This is a genomic window from Paenibacillus sp. J2L1-98, assembly GCF_056269405.1.
Genome location: NZ_JBWDNW010000001.1, coordinates 215,704 through 233,931, shown reverse-complemented (window position 1 = coordinate 233,931; position 18,228 = coordinate 215,704). Strand labels below are relative to the sequence as shown.

21 protein-coding genes are annotated in these 18,228 nt (G+C 46.4%); all 21 read left to right on the top strand.

What is annotated here, in order from left to right:
- Positions 1-26: 26 nt before the first annotated feature.
- The 21 genes from AC0YNZ_RS01120 to AC0YNZ_RS01020 all read left to right on the top strand — a co-directional run bounded on the left by AC0YNZ_RS01120 (position 27) and on the right by AC0YNZ_RS01020 (position 18,227).
- A complete protein-coding gene (locus AC0YNZ_RS01120) occupies positions 27-566 on the top strand; it encodes a flagellar hook capping FlgD N-terminal domain-containing protein (RefSeq protein WP_475824902.1) in 540 nt (179 codons plus the stop codon).
- Positions 566-943: a TIGR02530 family flagellar biosynthesis protein gene (locus AC0YNZ_RS01115; RefSeq protein ID WP_475824901.1), complete on the top strand. Its 378-nt coding sequence runs from the start codon at positions 566-568 to the stop codon at positions 941-943. The genes AC0YNZ_RS01120 and AC0YNZ_RS01115 overlap by 1 nt, the downstream gene beginning before the upstream one ends.
- Before the next feature lie 115 nt (positions 944-1,058).
- Positions 1,059-1,877: a flagellar basal body rod protein FlgG gene (gene flgG / locus AC0YNZ_RS01110; RefSeq protein ID WP_475824900.1), complete on the top strand. Its 819-nt coding sequence runs from the start codon at positions 1,059-1,061 to the stop codon at positions 1,875-1,877.
- A 56-nt stretch (positions 1,878-1,933) separates the two neighbouring features.
- Positions 1,934-2,161 (top strand): flagellar FlbD family protein, encoded by a 228-nt coding sequence (locus AC0YNZ_RS01105; RefSeq protein WP_110769012.1) that lies wholly within the window; start codon positions 1,934-1,936, stop codon positions 2,159-2,161.
- Positions 2,158-2,622: a flagellar basal body-associated FliL family protein gene (locus tag AC0YNZ_RS01100; protein ID WP_110769011.1), complete on the top strand. Its 465-nt coding sequence runs from the start codon at positions 2,158-2,160 to the stop codon at positions 2,620-2,622. Before AC0YNZ_RS01105 ends, AC0YNZ_RS01100 begins: the two co-directional genes overlap by 4 nt.
- 37 nt (positions 2,623-2,659) lie before the next feature.
- A complete protein-coding gene (fliM, locus tag AC0YNZ_RS01095) occupies positions 2,660-3,661 on the top strand; it encodes a flagellar motor switch protein FliM (protein WP_110769010.1) in 1,002 nt (333 codons plus the stop codon).
- Positions 3,651-5,006 (top strand): flagellar motor switch phosphatase FliY, encoded by a 1,356-nt coding sequence (gene fliY / locus AC0YNZ_RS01090; RefSeq protein WP_475824899.1) that lies wholly within the window; start codon positions 3,651-3,653, stop codon positions 5,004-5,006. Before fliM ends, fliY begins: the two co-directional genes overlap by 11 nt.
- A 22-nt stretch (positions 5,007-5,028) precedes the next feature.
- A complete protein-coding gene (locus tag AC0YNZ_RS01085; RefSeq protein ID WP_110769008.1) occupies positions 5,029-5,391 on the top strand; it encodes a response regulator in 363 nt (120 codons plus the stop codon).
- Between the two features lie 12 nt (positions 5,392-5,403).
- Positions 5,404-6,048: a flagellar biosynthetic protein FliO gene (locus AC0YNZ_RS01080; RefSeq protein ID WP_475824898.1), complete on the top strand. Its 645-nt coding sequence runs from the start codon at positions 5,404-5,406 to the stop codon at positions 6,046-6,048.
- Between the two features lie 37 nt (positions 6,049-6,085).
- Positions 6,086-6,793, top strand: coding sequence for a flagellar type III secretion system pore protein FliP (gene fliP / locus AC0YNZ_RS01075; RefSeq protein ID WP_475825473.1), 708 nt, complete (start codon positions 6,086-6,088; stop codon positions 6,791-6,793).
- A gap of 22 nt (positions 6,794-6,815) precedes the next feature.
- Complete coding sequence (gene fliQ / locus AC0YNZ_RS01070) at positions 6,816-7,085, top strand: flagellar biosynthesis protein FliQ (protein WP_110769005.1); 270 nt, start codon at positions 6,816-6,818, stop codon at positions 7,083-7,085.
- An 11-nt stretch (positions 7,086-7,096) separates the two neighbouring features.
- Positions 7,097-7,894: a flagellar biosynthetic protein FliR gene (gene fliR / locus AC0YNZ_RS01065; RefSeq protein ID WP_475824897.1), complete on the top strand. Its 798-nt coding sequence runs from the start codon at positions 7,097-7,099 to the stop codon at positions 7,892-7,894.
- A 13-nt stretch (positions 7,895-7,907) separates the two neighbouring features.
- Complete coding sequence (flhB, locus tag AC0YNZ_RS01060; protein ID WP_475824896.1) at positions 7,908-9,005, top strand: flagellar biosynthesis protein FlhB; 1,098 nt, start codon at positions 7,908-7,910, stop codon at positions 9,003-9,005.
- 22 nt (positions 9,006-9,027) lie between these two features.
- Positions 9,028-11,058: a flagellar biosynthesis protein FlhA gene (flhA, locus tag AC0YNZ_RS01055; protein WP_475824895.1), complete on the top strand. Its 2,031-nt coding sequence runs from the start codon at positions 9,028-9,030 to the stop codon at positions 11,056-11,058.
- Complete coding sequence (flhF, locus tag AC0YNZ_RS01050; RefSeq protein ID WP_475824894.1) at positions 11,055-12,257, top strand: flagellar biosynthesis protein FlhF; 1,203 nt, start codon at positions 11,055-11,057, stop codon at positions 12,255-12,257. Before flhA ends, flhF begins: the two co-directional genes overlap by 4 nt.
- Positions 12,254-13,123 (top strand): MinD/ParA family protein, encoded by an 870-nt coding sequence (locus tag AC0YNZ_RS01045; protein WP_475824893.1) that lies wholly within the window; start codon positions 12,254-12,256, stop codon positions 13,121-13,123. The genes flhF and AC0YNZ_RS01045 overlap by 4 nt, the downstream gene beginning before the upstream one ends.
- Positions 13,124-13,149: 26 nt before the next feature.
- Complete coding sequence (locus AC0YNZ_RS01040) at positions 13,150-14,508, top strand: protein-glutamate methylesterase/protein-glutamine glutaminase (RefSeq protein WP_475824892.1); 1,359 nt, start codon at positions 13,150-13,152, stop codon at positions 14,506-14,508.
- A gap of 44 nt (positions 14,509-14,552) precedes the next feature.
- Positions 14,553-16,637, top strand: a complete 2,085-nt coding sequence (locus AC0YNZ_RS01035) for a chemotaxis protein CheW (RefSeq protein ID WP_475824891.1) — start codon at positions 14,553-14,555, stop codon at positions 16,635-16,637.
- A gap of 13 nt (positions 16,638-16,650) precedes the next feature.
- Positions 16,651-17,112 (top strand): chemotaxis protein CheW, encoded by a 462-nt coding sequence (locus tag AC0YNZ_RS01030; protein WP_475824890.1) that lies wholly within the window; start codon positions 16,651-16,653, stop codon positions 17,110-17,112.
- 36 nt (positions 17,113-17,148) lie between these two features.
- On the top strand, positions 17,149-17,736 hold the full coding sequence (locus AC0YNZ_RS01025) for a chemotaxis protein CheC (protein ID WP_475825472.1): 588 nt from the start codon (positions 17,149-17,151) through the stop codon (positions 17,734-17,736).
- Entirely contained in the window at positions 17,733-18,227 is a 495-nt protein-coding gene (locus tag AC0YNZ_RS01020; RefSeq protein ID WP_475824889.1) for a chemotaxis protein CheD, read from the top strand. Before AC0YNZ_RS01025 ends, AC0YNZ_RS01020 begins: the two co-directional genes overlap by 4 nt.
- Position 18,228: the final 1 nt, after the last annotated feature.

Genomic DNA, 18,228 nt, shown 5'->3' with positions numbered 1-18,228 from the left:
GCAAGAGAGATCGGAGGTGATCGGAAATGGCAGATAGCATTTCTACCCGCGCAGTATGGCCGAACTATAGTCAAGCAAACGTGCAAGCGGCAGCAAACAAAATAAGCACGGATACGCTTGGCAAGGATCAGTTCTTAAGCATCCTTGTAACGCAGCTTCGTAATCAGGATCCAATGCAACCGCTTCAGGATAAGGATTTCATCGCACAGATGGCACAATTCACCTCGGTGGAGCAGCTTATGAACATGTCTTCTGAGCTTACCTTAATGCGTCAGAATATAGGCTCCGCTTCAACCATGATTGGCAAAACGATTGAATGGAACGAAGCTGACGAAGCGGGAGATGTCACAACCATTAAGGGCGTTGTTGAGTCCATCATCTCGAAGGACGGCATTCTATATGCAAGGGTAGGCGGTGCTGAGATCGCTCTTGATGATGTCACAGCAGTATCGGAAACGGATGGAGACAGTGCCAGCGCGGAGGAAACGGCAGATAATGCCAGCGTCGAAGCAGCGGATAATTCATCTTCTGATTCAGCGGGTGCTGAGGAGGGGGCGGAAACCTAGTGAACAATGGCGTGAGAATCGGTCATATTTTCCCGGTTAAATCCACACCCCTTCAGCCAGGCAAAGCGGCAGCTAACCGTTTACCGCAATCGACAGAGTTTCAAGGCTTGCTTGATACGAAAGTGCTTAAGTTCAGTCATCATGCCGAGGTGCGCATGCAGCAGAGAGGCATTAAATTACAGCCGGAATCGTTAACGAAAATTATAAATGCCGTTGAAGAGGCTGCATCAAAAGGCGCTCAAGATTCTTTAATCGTTTTTCGAGATATCGCTATGATTGTGAACGTTCCAAGCCGCACCGTAGTAACGGCTATGGATGGCGGACAAATGAGAAGTAACGTATTTACTCATATAGACAGTGCTATTATTTTATCGTAAGGCTGGACCTATCAGGGAGCCTCAAGCTGCGGACCGATTGAAGCAGCTGCATGATAGTGCATACATACTTAGAAGCCAATGAGTCCAATCCATATTCCAGGAGGAAAAACGAACAATGCTAAGATCGATGTATTCGGGCGTATCCGGTATGCGCGGCTTTCAAACAAAGCTTGACGTCATAGGCAACAATATCGCCAACGTCAACACGGTAGGTTTCAAAGCAGGCCGCGTCATGTTTAAAGATATTCTAAGCCAGACTGTTGCGGGCGTTACCGCACCTGAGGAAGGCGTGCGAGGTGGCGTAAACGCGAAGCAGGTCGGTTTAGGCGTATCTATCGGATCTATCGATACGGTACATACCGCAGGAAGCGCAATGACGACGAATCAGGCGACTGATCTGCGTATCGACGGAGATGGCTTCTTCGTTGTTCGAGCTAACGACGAGTCTGAAATGCTTCTGACCCGCGCAGGAAACTTTACGTTGGATGCGAACAGACAGCTTGTAACAGGCGATGGATACTTTGTACTAAGCGTCGACCAAGAGCCGATCGTTCTTGACGAAGCGATTACTGCTTTTTCCATCGGACAGGATGGAACGATTACGGGCGTAACGGCTGACGGTACGGAAGCTGTCGCACAACTTGGCATTGCGAAGGTTGTAAACCCCAGCGGTCTTGAGAAGCTTGGCGGCAATATGTACCGCGTGACGGCCAATGCTAACCCGGACGCTTCAATTGAAGATTTCATGACGTTCGCCGGCGATCCGGAGCTCGGTACGGGATCGATCATTGCCGGACAGCTGGAAATGTCAAACGTTGATTTGACAGCTGAATTTACGGAAATGATCGTTGCGCAGCGCGGTTTTCAAGCAAATTCGCGTATTATTACAACTTCCGATGAAATTTTGCAAGAGGTTGTTAACTTAAAACGATAGGTAAGTCATAACGGGCGGGAGGCCCAGTGCCTCCCCTAGGTGTGAGGGGGTAACTAATGATTACCGTAACGCGATTAAATGGAACAAGAGTCACGATAAACGCACTATTAATTGAAGTGATTGAAGAATCCGCGGATACCGTTATTACGCTTACGACAGGAAAAAAGCTGGTAGTTAAAGAGAAGACAGCTGAGCTGTTGCTGCTTAATGAGCAGTATCTTCGGACAATTGGCCTCGTTGCGGCGGCCCAAAAGAGTGAGCAAACGGAGGGGCCCTCAGCATGAAAAAAATGCTTCCATGGTTGATTACCATTTTGTTATCTATAACATTAATCGCAATTGTTGCCATTATATTGTTTAAATCCTTTTTTACCGACCCTAAGGAACAAGCGACGGAGACAAAGACCATTGAGGTTAAAGTGTTGTCTGCGGATGAGCGTGTAGAGGTTACATCCGAATTAAAGGATTTCAGAAGAAACTTGAAAGACCCTGAATATGTTGTTGTTCTTAGCTTTGCTTTCCAGCTTGACAGCAAGAAAACAAAGGAAGAGTTCGACAAGCTGATCGAAATTGAGGTCAGACCTATCATTAACCGTACGCTAGCAGATATGACCGCTGACGAGCTGAAAGGCTCTCAAGGCGAAGATGCACTCGAATCCAAGCTGCTTAACCTTATTAATCCCATTGTCCCGAAAGGTAAATTGGTTAAGGTAGAAATCACAAACTTTATTATTACAGAAATTTAACTGACTACGCCGACATTCCTCGAAGGAGGTGAGATATTTGGTTGATGTTTTATCGCAAAATGAAATTGATGCGCTGCTTGCTGCTTTGGATTCCGGTGAAATGGATGCAGAGGAACTGAAAAAGGAAGAGACGACACGAAAAGTCAGTTTGTATGATTTCAAACGCGCCGTTCGTTTTTCGAAGGATCATATAAGAAGCTTGACCCGGATCCACGAAAACTTTGCACGATATTTAACAACCTATTTCTCAGCGCAACTACGCACATTTGTTCAAATAAATGTCGTGCAGGTCGAGCAATTGCCATATGACGAATTTATTCGTTCGATTCCTAAGATGACGATCTTGAACATCTTCGAAGCGGAGCCGCTGGAAGGGCGGATGGTGCTTGAGGTTCATCCAAACGTAGCTTACGCCATGCTTGATCGGATGTTAGGCGGGCAGGGTATAGCGCCTTCCAAATTTAACAGCTTAACTGAGATCGAGACGATCATTATGGAGCGTATCTTCAGCCGAACGTTTGAAAGCTTGCAGGAAGCATGGAAAACGATAATCGATATTTCTCCTAGACTGGAAGCTTTGGAAACGAATCCTCAGTTCATGCAAATCGTATCTCCGAACGAGACGATAGCACTTATTTCTTTCAGCACCAAAATTGGCGACACGACAGGAATGATCAACCTTTGTATTCCGCATGTCGTTATCGAACCGATTATGTCCAGATTATCTGTTCATCATTGGTTTGTTTCGCAGAAGAAAGCCCGTGCGCCAGAAGAGGTTGAAATATTGGAGCAGCGGGTGAACAAAGCGAAGCTTCCAATCGTAGCTGAGCTTGGTGAATCCTCGCTTACGATCAAAGAATTTCTGGGACTGAATATAGGCGATGTTATTTCATTGAATAAGTCAGTCGATGATGGTCTGAAGATTAAAGTGGGAGAGAAGCTTAAGTTTATTGGCAGTCCGGGCTCCGTTAAGGATCGACTGGCTGTTCAAGTAGATCAGGTTGTCAGCGAAGGAGTGGAAGAAGATTATGACGAGTAAGGACTATTTGTCACAAGAGGAAATTGATGCATTGCTTCGTCAATCCGTAAGTGAGCCGGAACCGGAGCTGCCCTCTGAGGCCGGACAACAACTTTCAGACTTCTTATCCGAAATGGAACAGTCTGCGCTGGGCGAAATCGGAAATATCACCTTTGGCAGTGCCGCGACAGCACTATCGACGCTGCTTGGCAAAAAAGTAGACATCACGACGCCGCAGGTTAGCATCGTTAAAAAAGACGAACTCCCGGACATTTTCCCTAAACCGCATGTCGCGGTCAGCGTGCAATATGTTGACGGATTTCAAGGCATTAACTCTCTCGTTATTAAGACAAAGGATGCCCAAATCATTGCTGATTTGATGCTGGGCGGTGAAGGGAACAACATCACTGTCGAAGAACTGAACGAAATTCATATTAGTGCTGTACAAGAAGCCATGAATCAAATGATGGGTTCTTCCGCGACGTCGATGTCAACGATCTTTAATCGATTTGTCAACATTTCACCGCCAGGAATTGATATTTTAGATGTGAATAACGGCGATGGCATGGAGCATTTGCCGCCAGTGGATTTGTTTATTAAAATTTCTTTCCGGTTGACGATCGGCGATCTTATCGATTCGACGATTATGCAGCTTCTTCCTATCCCTTTTGCAAAGCAAATGGTTGATATATTGATGGGGGTAGTAGAAGAACCGCCAGCACAGCCTGCAGTTACAGCTCCAGCTGCTGCTCCTGCAGTTCCCGCAGCGCAGCAAGCAATGGCTATGCAGGAAACAGCTGCCGCAGCTCACATGAACGCTGTGCTGCCACAAATGCACATGGCACCGCCTATGCAGGAAATGCCGCAAATGAGTCAAATGAACCAGATGTACGAAATGAACCAGATGAATCATATGAACCATATGAACCATATGAACCATATGAACCAGATGCCGCCGATGCAGTTTCAGACACCGGCAGCCGGCTACGATATTCCCATGCAGCCGCCTGGACCTCATACATATGGTCATTCAGCTAATCGTAATGTAAACGTTCAGCCTGTCCAATTTGCTAATTTCGGCAACGCTCCGTTTATTCAGCCAGATGAGACAAACCTCAATTTACTGCTCGACATACCGCTTAAGGTCACGGTAGAATTAGGAAGGACCCAGAAGCAAATAAAAGATATTTTGGAGCTGTCGCAAGGTTCGATTATCGAGCTGGACAAGCTTGCCGGCGAGCCGGTCGACATCCTGGTGAACAATAAGCTAATTGCCAAAGGCGAGGTTGTTGTTATCGATGAAAACTTTGGTGTTCGCGTGACGGATATCGTAAGTCAATGGGACCGTATTCAAAAATTACAATAGTATCCTGGGAGGATAAAAAGAGATGGCAAACCGCATTCTTATCGTAGACGACGCAGCTTTCATGCGCATGATGATTCGTGACATTTTATCAAAGAACGGCTACGAAGTCGTCGGTGAAGCCCCGGATGGCGCTCAGGCGGTAGAAAAGTACAAAGAACTGAAACCGGATTTGACAACAATGGATATTACGATGCCTGAGATGGACGGAATCTCCGCACTGAAAGAGATCAAAAAGATAGACAGCAATGCAAAAGTGATTATGTGTTCAGCAATGGGTCAGCAAGCAATGGTTATTGATGCGATCCAAGCAGGCGCAAAGGACTTCATCGTTAAACCGTTCCAAGCTGATCGCGTAATTGAAGCGATCAAGAAAACGCTCGGATAGCGGATAGACAAGATGTTTAACTTACCTTCGCGCATTTCAATGGTGTCTGCTCTTGGGATGGCGATTTGGCCTCGTTTTGCTGCTGCTGCTGCAACAGACGGCAGCAGCGCAAACAATGATGAACAGATGGTGTTCACGGGTACAAAGGATCTAGCGGGCAGCTTGATTTGGGTCATTATCGCGCTTGCCATCGTTATCGTGTTGATCATTTTAGTCATCAAATGGTTGTCTCAGCGCAACCGTACGTGGGGAACGAATCGTTCGCTTCGTTCGCTCGGCGGAATTGCGCTCGGACAAAACAATTCGCTTCAAGTCGTTGAAATTGCTGGACGGATTTATATTGTTGGTGTCGGCGAGAACATTACCCTAATCGATAAGATTGACAATGCTGAGCAGGCAAACGCTGTCATAACTGCGCTCGAACGCCAGCAGCAATCTGCGTGGTCCAAAGACATCATTTCTGAGCTGCTTAGCAAGCTTAGAAACCGTAACGAAAGAGCCGAAACAGAGCTGTCAGAAGAGCAATGGAATTCAACATCCTCCTTTCAGCATCTGTTGCAAAACAAGCTTAGTAAACAAGCAGACCGCAAACAACAATTGGAATCGATGCTGCATGAATCTAAATCAAATGAACGGTTGATGGATGATGAAAAATAAGTGGTGGATATCAATCGTTGCTGTACAACTGTTTGCCATGCTCATACATAATCAGGCATTTGCGGAGCCTTTGCCCGACGTATCCATTAACATTGGCGACGGAAGCGGCGACACGCCCGGTACTAGCGCCTTATCCATTCTTTTATTAATAACAGTATTAAGCATCGCACCGGCAATTATGGTGCTAATGACCAGCTTTACCCGAATTGTTATCGTTCTAGGCTTTGTAAGAACTTCACTTGGAACGCAGCAAATGCCTCCCAATCAAGTATTAATCGGTCTTGCGATGTTTTTAACTTTTTTCATCATGGCGCCAACGTTCTCGCAGGTCAACGACGTTGCACTTCAGCCCTATTTAAAAGGTCAAATCTCGCAAACTGAGGCTTTCCAAGAAGCATCCGTCCCAATGAAGAAGTTTATGTTCTCCCATACGCGGGAAAAGGATTTAATGCTCTTCATGAATTACACCAAAACGGAGAAACCTGCTTCATTTAAAGAGATTCCAATTACGGTATTAATACCTGCATATGCGATCAGCGAGCTCAAAACAGCTTTTCAAATGGGATTTATGATTTTCATTCCGTTTCTAGTCATCGATATGATTGTTGCGAGCACATTGATGGCAATGGGGATGATGATGCTGCCTCCCGTAATGATATCTTTGCCGTTTAAACTGCTTCTATTTGTATTAGTAGATGGATGGTATTTGATCGTAAAATCTTTATTACTAAGCTTCAACACGTGATACTAGCAGGGAGTGACGTTCGATGAGTACTGATTTCATAATCGGATTGGCCAGCGAGGCTGTATTCGTCGTTTTGAAAGCCAGTGCACCAATGCTCGTTCTTGCTTTGGTCGTAGGGTTACTTGTCAGCATATTTCAGGCAACAACACAGATTCAAGAGCAGACGCTGGCATTTGTCCCGAAAATTGTAGCTGTTTTCGTTTCCATCATTATTTTTGGCCCATGGATTCTAAATACGGTTATCGACTTTACTTACAATCTGCTGAACAATCTTCATAATTACATCGGTTAGGTTGTGAGTGAATGAACGCGATCGTACAAGGTTTTCCTATTTTTTTGCTAATCTTTTGTCGAATAACTGCGTTTTTCGTCGTAGCGCCTGTGTTCTCCTCGCGAGGCGTGCCGAACGTGTTCAAGATCGGTCTCGGCTTCTTCATTTCGTTTATCGTTTTTTTAACGTACGGAATGAAGCAGACGATTGTACCGGACGCAGAGTATGTGCTTGTGCTGTTTCGTGAAATATTAGTCGGCGTTTTGATGGGTTATGTGGTCTATTTGTTCTTCGCCGTTGTTCAAACCGCAGGCGCCTTTATGGATTTGCAGGTTGGTTTTGCGATGGCAAACATAGTAGACCCTCATACGGGTACGTCAGCCCCTTTGCTCGGCAATTTTAAGTACATGCTGATTATCGTCATTTTTCTGATGATGAACGGCCATCATTTTTTAATAACGGGTCTCATGGATAGCTACAAATGGATGCCTTTGTCAAATGAACTTTTTAGCAGATTGATGAGCGGCAGCGTGACCGACTTTTTAACGAGATTGGCAGGCAACACGTTTCTGCTTGCCATTCAAGTAGCTGCGCCGCTTATTGTGGCCATGTTTTTGACCGATGTAGGCTTGGGTTTCCTGACTAAAACAGCTCCTCAATTCAATGTGTTTGTAATCGGTATCCCGTTAAAGCTTATCATCGGCATGATTCTGCTTGTCTTGTTAATGCCAAGCCTTGCTGGCATATTTGAAAGATTGTTTTCCATCATGTTTGGCGCTCTGGAACAGCTATTCGGTATTGTGCAGGGTCCGCCGCCTGAAGGGCAATAGGAGGATGCTGCCCATGCGCAATTACCGTCTAAAGCTTGATCTTCAGCTGTTCAGTCAGGAGAAGACTGAGCAAGCCACTCCGAGAAAACGGGATGAAGCAAGAAAGAAAGGTCAGATCGCCAGATCCGCTGATCTGCCTGGTTCACTTATTTTAATGTTTGTTTTTATGAGCTTCATCATGTTAGGCGGTTATTTCAAAGCGCATATTATGATGCTGTTCGGAAATTTATTCGAAGACTGGCTGCTGATGGATTTAACGGCTGGAAACGTGATGTCACTCTTCAGCGATGTAGCAATCGAGCTGCTGCTCATTTTGCTGCCGATATTTGCAATTGCCGTTATTACCGGGATCCTTGGTAACATTGTGCAGTTTGGTTTTTTGTTGACAGGCGATCCTCTTAAAATGAAATTTAGCAAGTTGAACCCGGTTAACGGGTTTAAACAAATATTTTCAGCAAAAACAATAGTTGAATTTTTAAAGAGTGTTCTGAAGCTTCTGATCATAGCAGTACTCGTGTATATGACGATCATGAAGGAGTGGGATCGGATATTAGTATTGGCAAGCCTTCCGGTTCAACAAATATTTAGCTTTATCGCAGGTTTAACCGTGAAGCTAGGGATTGAAATCGGTGCGGTGCTTACGGTACTCGCGCTAGCCGATTATTTCTATCAACGCTTTGAACATAGCAAAAGCTTAAGAATGTCTAAACAAGATATAAAGGATGAATACAAGAAATCGGAGGGTGACCCGATCATCAAGGGCCGTATTCGTGAGCGTCAACGCAGAATGGCGCTGCAGCGAATGATGCAGGAGGTTCCGAATGCGGATGTCATCATTACGAACCCTACACATTTTGCCATCGCATTGAAGTACGATGCGACGAAGATGGAGGCGCCCAAGATAATTGCCAAAGGGATGGATCACGTAGCGCTTCGCATCAAAGAAATAGCCAAACAAAACGGTGTTGTCACAATGGAAAATAAGCCGCTGGCCAGAGCGCTTTACGAACGGGCTGAGATTGGGGATGTGATTCCGCAAGATTTGTTCCAAGCTGTGGCTGAGGTGCTCGCATATGTATATAAACTGAAAGGACGCGTGAAATCATCATAACACTACCGGAGGAGACGGCGTCATGAAAGCAAAGGACTTTGTAGTACTTTTTGGCGTAATTGGAATTGTGCTCATGATGATAATCCCGATCCCAGTCCTACTACTAGATATTCTCATTATATTAAACATTTCGATCGCTTTGATGATTTTGCTGATCGCTATGAATACAAGGGAAGCACTTGATTTCTCAATATTCCCGGCCATTCTATTAATCACTACTCTATTCCGTCTAGCGCTGAATGTTTCAACGACTAGAAATATTTTATCGCATGCTGAAGCGGGGGAGGTCGTCGCTACATTTGGCAGCTGGGTTGGCGGGGGAGAAATTGCAATCGGCTTTATCGTCTTCCTCATCCTCGTTGTCGTTCAATTTATCGTCATCACGAAAGGCTCCGAGCGGGTAGCGGAGGTCGCTGCAAGATTTACGCTAGACGCGATGCCAGGTAAACAAATGAGTATCGATGCGGACCTGAATGCTGGATTGATCAATGAACAGCAAGCGAAAGCCCGCCGATCCAAAATCGAACGGGAAGCCGATTTTTACGGTGCGATGGACGGTGCCAGTAAATTCGTAAAAGGCGATGCGATTGCCTCTATCATCATTCTAGCCATCAACTTGGTAGGCGGATTCATAATCGGTATGGCTATCCATGATTTAAGCTTCGGCGAATCACTTTCGACGTTCTCTATCCTTACAATCGGTGACGGACTCGTCAGTCAAATACCTGCTTTGCTTATTTCAACCGCCGCAGGCCTGATCGTTACCCGTGCAGCATCTGACGGAAACCTGGCTGAGGATGTTACGGCGCAGCTTTTCAAATATCCGAAGCTCTTATTTATCGCCGCAGGAACGATAGCTTTACTGGGTCTTACACCAATCGGGCCAATGCGGACTTGGCCATTCGCGATTATGCTGGCATACGGCGGCTGGTTCATGCATAAAGCGATTCATAAGCAGAAGGAACAAGAGGAGATGCTCGTTGAAGAGCAGCAGATTGAAGAGGTTCGCAGTCCCGAAAGCGTCATTAGCCTTCTGCAAATTGATCCGATTGAATTCGAGTTTGGATATGGACTTATACCGCTTGCGGATACGCAGCAGGGTGGAGATTTGCTGGATCGGATCATTATGATCCGCAGGCAATGCGCGCTGGAACTAGGGCTCGTTGTACCAGTTATCCGGATTCGGGATAACATTCAACTGAAGCCGAATGAATATGTAATCAAAATTAAAGGCAACACCGTAGCCCGCGGTGACTTGCTGCTCAATCATTATTTGGCCATGAGCCCGGGGTTCGAGGACGATTCGGTCATCGGTATAGAAACAACCGAGCCAGCTTTCGGATTGCCTGCCATGTGGATCGATGAGCAGATGAAGGAGCGGGCAGAGCTGTCCGGTTATACAGTCGTAGATCCACCATCTGTAGTGGCGACGCATTTGACGGAAATCATTAAACGTCATGCACATGAGCTCATAGGCCGCCAAGAAACGAAACAGTTAGTAGAAAATGTGAAAGAAACGTATCCTGCGCTTATTGATGAGTTAATTCCTTCTATTCTCGCAATCGGCGACGTACAGAAAGTATTGTCTAAGCTGCTGCGTGAAAAGGTATCGATTCGTGACCTCGTTACCATTTTTGAAGCATTAGCTGATCACGGTAATTATACGAAGGACACTGATATCTTGACAGAATATGTACGTCAGTCATTATCCAGACAAATTACACAGCAGTTTTCTTCAGGCAGCGACACCCTGAGGGTTATTACGGTCGGACCGCAGCTTGAGAAAAAAATTGCAGAGTCTGTACAGCAGTCGGATCAAGGAAGCTATATTGCGCTCGATCCCGTTTCTACGCAGCAGATTTTTCAAAAGCTTAATGAGCATGTCAATCGTCAAATTCAATCCGGCCAACAGCCAGTCGTACTCGCATCGCCTACCATTCGAATGTATTTGAGACAGATCGTGGAGAGAACGATGCAAGATGTGCCTGTGCTTTCCTACAGCGAGCTTGAACCGAATATTGAAGTACAAAGCGTCGGGGTGGTGAACCTATGAGAGTAAAGAGATATGTGGTAAATGCACTGCCTGAGGCTGTTTCCATGATTAGGAGCGAGCTCGGGAAGGATGCCGTTATTCTGAATACAAAGGAAATAAAGGTCGGCGGGTTTATGGGCATGTTCCGGAAGAAGAAGATGGAGGTTATAGCCGCTATCGAGTCGAATCATACGCCACCTCCGCCGCAGCCTATACGTAAAGCGGATCCTCAAGTGGATGCGGCCGTGGAGCAAATATTGCTTACGGCGCAACGCACTGCTACTGCAGTAATGGAACCGCCCGCAGCTCCTCCTGTTGTGGAACGAAATGCCAGCATCGGACGCGAGCAGTTCATAATTGATGAGATTCGAGATTTAAGAGAATACATGGTCAAGCTCTCTAAACAATCAAGTAATCAAATGGCGATGTCCGAGCAATTGATTCAGCTCAAAGAGCATTTGATCGAGCAGGAGTTGGATGCGCAGTGGATCGAACGTTTGCTTCAATCGATAATGGACCAGCAGAACGAGGAACGAATTGAATTCAGCAAGGAGCAGGTTTGGGATCTTGCCGCTTCACAGCTTGAAGAGTGGCTGCGGCCCTACATAGGCAGCGGTATTAGCAGTCAAGCAAGAGTTGTGCATTTTGTCGGACCAACAGGTGTGGGCAAGACCACAACGATCGCAAAGCTTGCAGCAGAACATACGATTAAGAACGGACGGCAGGTTGGATTTATTACTTCTGATACATACCGGATTGCGGCAGTCGATCAGCTTAGAACATATGCAAACATATTGAACGTCCCTCTAGAGGTCGTTTTCTCGCCAATGGATTTGCCGCGTGCCTTCATGCAGCTTGCCGAGCGGGATTTAATTTATATGGATACAGCAGGGCGGAATTTCCGCAGCGAGCTGCATGTATCCGAAGTGAACAGCTTGCTTCAAACGACCGAGCCCAGCGAAACGGTGCTGGTGCTTAGCATGACAGGCAAGACTCGCGACATGGCTGCGGTTGCGGAACATTTTAGCAAATACGGTGTTCGCAAGGTATTGTTTACGAAGCTGGATGAAACAGCGGTTTTCGGAGCGATTTTTAATCTGATTATGAACTATGAATTGCTTCCTACATATATGGCCAGCGGACAGACCGTTCCGGACGATATTGCGAAGTTTCAACTAGAAACGTACATACAGCAGCTGCTCAGGAGTAAGAACCCATGATGGATCAAGCGGAAGCGTTACGTAACTTAGTAAAGCAGCAAGAGCTTCAAGACGAGGGCCGTACGACTCGTGTTGTAACGGTCACCAGCGGAAAGGGCGGCGTCGGAAAATCGAATTTTAGCCTGAATTTCGCATTGTCGCTGCAGCGGTTGGGAAAAAAAGTGCTTGTATTCGATGCAGATCTCGGAATGGCTAACATTGATGTGCTGATGGGCGTATCTTCGACCTACAATTTATATCATTTGCTTAAGCAGGAAAAAACGATTTGGGAAATCGTGCAGGAAGGGCCGGAGGGACTGAACTTTATCGCGGGCGGATCCGGTTTACGTGATTTGATGGATTTATCGGCGGAGCAGCTTGACCGTTTCGCGGAGGAAATAGGCAAGCTGCATGGCAAATATGATGTGATCTTGTTTGATACAGGTGCCGGACTTTCAAAGGAAACGGTTAAGTTTATCACTTCCGCCCAGGAAACAATCGTCGTCACTACACCTGAGCCAACATCGATTACGGATGCTTACGCGTTAATTAAGATGGTTAAAGCAATGGAAGCTGACGTTCAATTCAAATTAATCGTCAACCGCGCCTCAGATTTCAGGGAAGGGAAGCAAACCGCAGATAAAATCAGCATGGTAGCTAAGCGGTTTCTCCAGTCAGATCTGCCTCATTTAGGCATTTTGCCAGATGATCCAAACGTTTCTAAAGCTGTTAAGCGTCAATTGCCGTTTACCGTCGCTTACCCGGGAAGCGAAGCATCGCTCGCGGTTGACCGGATTGCGAAGCACTTTCTTGAGATACCGCAAATCACTGCAGTTAGCGGCGGAGTCAAAGGGTTTTTGCATAAAATGTTCAGGCGCTCAAGATAATCCTTTGGAAGTGAGGAGGAAACAAGATGGCTCCTTATCGTGTCCTTGTTGTTGATGATTCCGGATTTATGCGGAAAATCATAAGCGATTTAATTGTTCAGGATCCGCAATTTACGATTGTGGCGACTGCTGAGAATGGACTAGACGCCATTGAAGCGGTTCGTGAATGGAAACCGGATGCTGTTACATTAGATTTGGAAATGCCGTTAATGAACGGAATAGAAGCATTGCAAATGATAATGAAAGACAACCCTACGCCTGTCATTATGCTCTCGGGAATTAGCGAAGATAATACGAGAGAGACGATTAAGGCGCTGCAATTCGGTGCATTCGATTTTATAAGAAAGCCTTCAAGTGCCCTATCAAACGATATTCATCAGGTCGGCGAGGTTTTGCTTGAAAAATTGCGTATCGCCGTTCTGACGAAGCGGCATCAACCTGTCATTACGATTAGCGAGAAGCCGGAGTCGATTGTCGAAGAAGTAAAGACGAGAATACATAGTATTGACAATGCTTTGAAAAAGCCTCTGCATCTTGAGGAGCCTGTAATTGCACCGCTGCCTGCACCAATTAAAGATCGGAACAAGCCGCTTTTCCCGAAAGTGGAGCACAAGCAGCGGCCGCAGCAAGAGGCACCCCCATTACATACAAAACCAAAAGGCGCAAAACCTGAAGTAACTGACAAGGGAAAGGCAGCTTCGACTGCTGCCCGCAATTCCGTCAGTAAGGAACCGCTGGCTGATGCTAAACCTCTTTTTGCAGAGCCGCTTTCTATTAGGAAGGCCAAAACTAGCGACCCGCAATCAGCATTCAAACATATAGTAGCAATCGGTACATCGACAGGCGGACCAAGGGCGCTCCATGAAGTGATTACATCTTTGCCAGCGGATTTTCCGGCTCCTGTGCTCATCGTCCAGCATATGCCTCCAAAATTTACAAAGTCACTGGCTCAGCGACTTGACAGTTTTAGCGGTCTGCATGTTGTTGAGGCGGAGCAGGGGCAGAGAGTGGGTGCCGGAGTTGTTTATCTTGCGCCTGGGGGATATCACATGGAGCTTGCTAAGGATTCGTCCGGCTACTCGATTTTATTGACGGAACAGCCTCAACGCAACGGTCATCGCCCTTCCGTCGACGTTTTGTTTGAATCGTTGACAGCATTTCGGGAGCTAAAGAGGCATGCAGTCATCATGACAGGTATGGGAAGCGACGGCGCGAAGGGCATGAAGCTGCTAGTCGAATGCGGTGCCGAAACAACGATTGCCGAAGCGGAAGAAACCTGTGTCGTTTATGGCATGCCCAGGTCCGCGGTTGAGGCTGGCTGCGTGGGCAAAGTATTGCCGCTGCAGCACATTGCCCCGCAGCTTGTGCAGGCAGTGCTGAAATAATAGGCTAGATCGCTTTTAACCATACTTACAGGAGGTGCTGAGAAATGGATATGAATGCCTATTTATCGATGTTTATCGATGAATCTAATGATCACCTGCAAGCGCTGAATGAAAATTTGCTTCGACTGGAAAGCGAGCCTGAGGAGCTTAGTATCGTTCAAAATATATTTCGTTCAGCTCATACGCTGAAAGGGATGTCGGCCACTATGGGCTTTGAAGATTTAGCTGCGCTGACGCATGAAATGGAAAACGTGCTCGACCTCGTTCGAAACAGCAAGCTAAAAATGGACAGCTTTATTTTTGATACCTTGTTTAAAGGGCTGGATGCTCTAGAGGCGATGGTTCAGGATATCGTAGGCGGCGGAACGGGCAAAGCTGACGTCACCTCCATCGTGAACTCGCTGCAAATTATTTTAAAGAGTGACTACAGTGCGAGCAAAACGGTTGAAGCTCAGGCAGTGGCGGCAAGTGCAGTAGGTGCTCCAGTTTCAAGCGCATCAGGGGCGATGCTGCTCGATGAATTCCAATCCTCCATATTGCTTCAATCGATTGAGTCGGGCCACAACGTATTTCACATTCAGATAGCTATTCGTGATAATTGCTTGCTGAAAGCGGTTCGCGCGTATATGGTGTTTGAGCTGCTTGAGCGTACGGGCGAGGTTATTAAATCTGATCCATCCGTTCAGGATATTGAGCAGGAAAAGTTCGATTTCACCTTCACTGTATTTACGATTTCGCAAGTGGCGCAGGAAGATCTTCAAGCACAGCTTCTTAACATATCTGAGATTGAGTCAGCTGTTGTAACGTTATTGGACGCAGAATCGTTAGCTGTACTCAGTCAATCTCATGCAGCTGCGGCAGTAGAAGTGATTGAGGTTGCTGAGGTTGCGAAGGCTGATGCTCCGTCTAAAGCTGGTGGTGATACGCCGCGTGAAGAAGCAACAAGCAAAGGACAAGCTTCGTCTGCGCCAGCTAATGTATCTAGAACCATTCGTGTCGATATTGAGCGCTTGGATACGCTTATGAACTTGTTTAGCGAATTGCTCATCGACCGCGTAAGACTTGAGCAGCTATCCAGCGAAATTAAACGAAACGACTTAACCGAAACGGTAGAGCATATGACGCGCGTAAGCTCGGACCTTCAAAGCATCGTTCTTAAGCTGCGGATGGTTCCGGTTGATTCTGTATTTAATCGTTTCCCTCGTATGATTAGAGATTTGGCTAAATCGCTGGACAAAAAAATCGAACTTGTCATTAATGGCGCTGATACAGAACTTGACCGTACCGTAATTGATGAGATTGGCGACCCGCTAGTTCACTTGCTTCGTAATTCGGTTGACCATGGTATTGAAACCGTCGATGAGCGAATTGCAGCCGGCAAGCCGGAAACGGGCACAATCTACCTGCGCGCCTATCACAGCGGAAACCATGTCTTTATTGAAGTGGAGGAGGACGGTCGCGGCATTCACCAGGAGCGCGTTCTCAAAACGGCTGTCAAAAACGGCGTCGTAACCGAGGAGCAGGCTAAGCAGCTGTCCCCGGACGATATCAATATGCTGATTTTTGCTGCGGGCTTTAGCACAGCCGATAAAATTTCTGATATTTCGGGACGCGGCGTCGGTCTAGACGTCGTGCGGTCCAAAATCACCTCTTTAGGCGGTAACGTGACTATCGATTCCGTATTTGGAAGAGGGACAAAGTTTTCTGTTCAGCTGCCGCTTACGCTTTCTATTATTTCGGCGATGCTTATTCAGCTGGGCTCTGAGAAATATGCGATTCCTTTATCCTCTATCGTCGAAACCGGAATCATTCGCAAGGAACAAATTTTGCATGTTCATGGCCATAAAATGATTGAGTTTAGAAACACGATCATACCGTTGATATCACTTAGCAAAGTGCTGGATTCTCCGGATTTTAATGAAAATGACGAGCCAGAAACCGAAATTGTGGTCATTCGCAAAGGGGAGAAATGGGCTGCCGTTATGGTTGATGAATTTATTGGCCAAAGTGAAATTGTCCTAAAAACCTTAGGAAAATATTTAACGAATATTGAAGCAATTTCTGGCGCAACGATACTTGGCGACGGGTATGTCGCATTGATTATTGATCCGAATGCATTAATCAAATAGGGAGGTTTTTACGATGGGGGAAGAATTAAAAGTTATCGTGTTCGCGCTTGGCAATGAAGAATACGGAATTGAAGTAGATAAGGTCCGCACGATTGAAAGACTATCTCCGATTACGCGCGTCCCGAAAACTGCAGCTTTTATTAAAGGGGTTATTAATTTGCGCGGCGTAGTCGTTCCTGTCATCGACCTGCGTGGCCGGTTTGACCTGCCGGAAACGCCGGCTACCGAAAATTCCAGAATTATTGTTGTCGTTGCAGCAGACATCGAGGTAGGCTTTATTGTTGATTCAGCGAATGATGTCATCGATATCGATTCGGATACGATCGATTTGCCGCCGGAAATTGTCGGAGGCATTAAAGCTAAATACTTAAGAGGCATTGCAAAGCTTGGTGAAGGCCGACTTCTCATCATGCTGAATTTGTCCGAGGTGTTGAACAAGAGCGAAATCATTCAAATAGAGCAGATAGAGGTATAACTAGTGAGCCTATTCAGCCGCTTTGAAGCATTTGAGATGGATGTATTGAAAGAAGTCGGCAACATCGGGGCAGGTAACGCTGCGACCGCGCTATCACGCTTGTTAGACAAACCAGTCGATATGGCTGTACCAAAAGTAAGCTTACTGCCCTTTGAAGAGATTGCGGAACGGGTTGGCGGCTCCGAACAAATCGTGCTGGCGGTGTTCCTTAGGGTAGAGGGTGAAGCTCCCGGCAACATGTTTTTTATAATAGAAGAAGCATCTGCCAGACGAATTTTGCGTCAGCTGCTTTCTATGAATATTGCAGAGCAGGAGGGTTACTCCGAAATGGAGCTGTCTGCGCTATGCGAGATCGGCAATATTTTGGCAGGCTCTTATTTATCCTCATTAGCTGATTTTACTCATTTAACGATGGCCCCATCCGTCCCTGCAATAGCAGTAGATATGGCAGGAGCCGTACTGAGCTACGGTTTAATGCAGTACGGAGAGATGGGGGACTCGGCCCTTCTAATCGAAACGACATTTTTGGAAGATTGCCAGTCGCTTGAAGGACACTTCTTCCTTATTCCAGATCCGGAGTCGTTTGAAAAGATTTTTAGGGCTTTGGGAGTCGTTAGCGAATGATACAACAAAATCTGGTCAAAGTCGGCATGGCTGATTTAAATATTGCAACAGATGGAGCAATACTCAAAACGACCGGCTTAGGATCTTGTGTGGGGCTTACTTTGTATGACCCCATCCGAAAAATAGCCGGAATGGCACATGTGATGCTGCCATCATCAGATATTGCCCGAGAGACCAAAATGAATTTGGCCAAATATGCCGATACGGCTATCCCCGAATTGCTTGATCGGATGATCGCAGCCGGCGCATATGTCGAGCGAATGAAAGCAAAGATGGCTGGCGGTGCTCAAATGTTTGCTATGTCGGGCCACACTGATTCCTTAAGAATTGGTCCCCGTAACGTAGAGTCATGCACGGAGATGCTGCGAAGATTGAATATCCCGGTTATTTCTCAGGATACGGGAGGAAGCTTTGGGCGGACGATTGAATTTGACAGTTCGAGCGGAATGCTGTCCATCAGAAGCGTACAGTTTGGAACAAAGGAGATTTGAT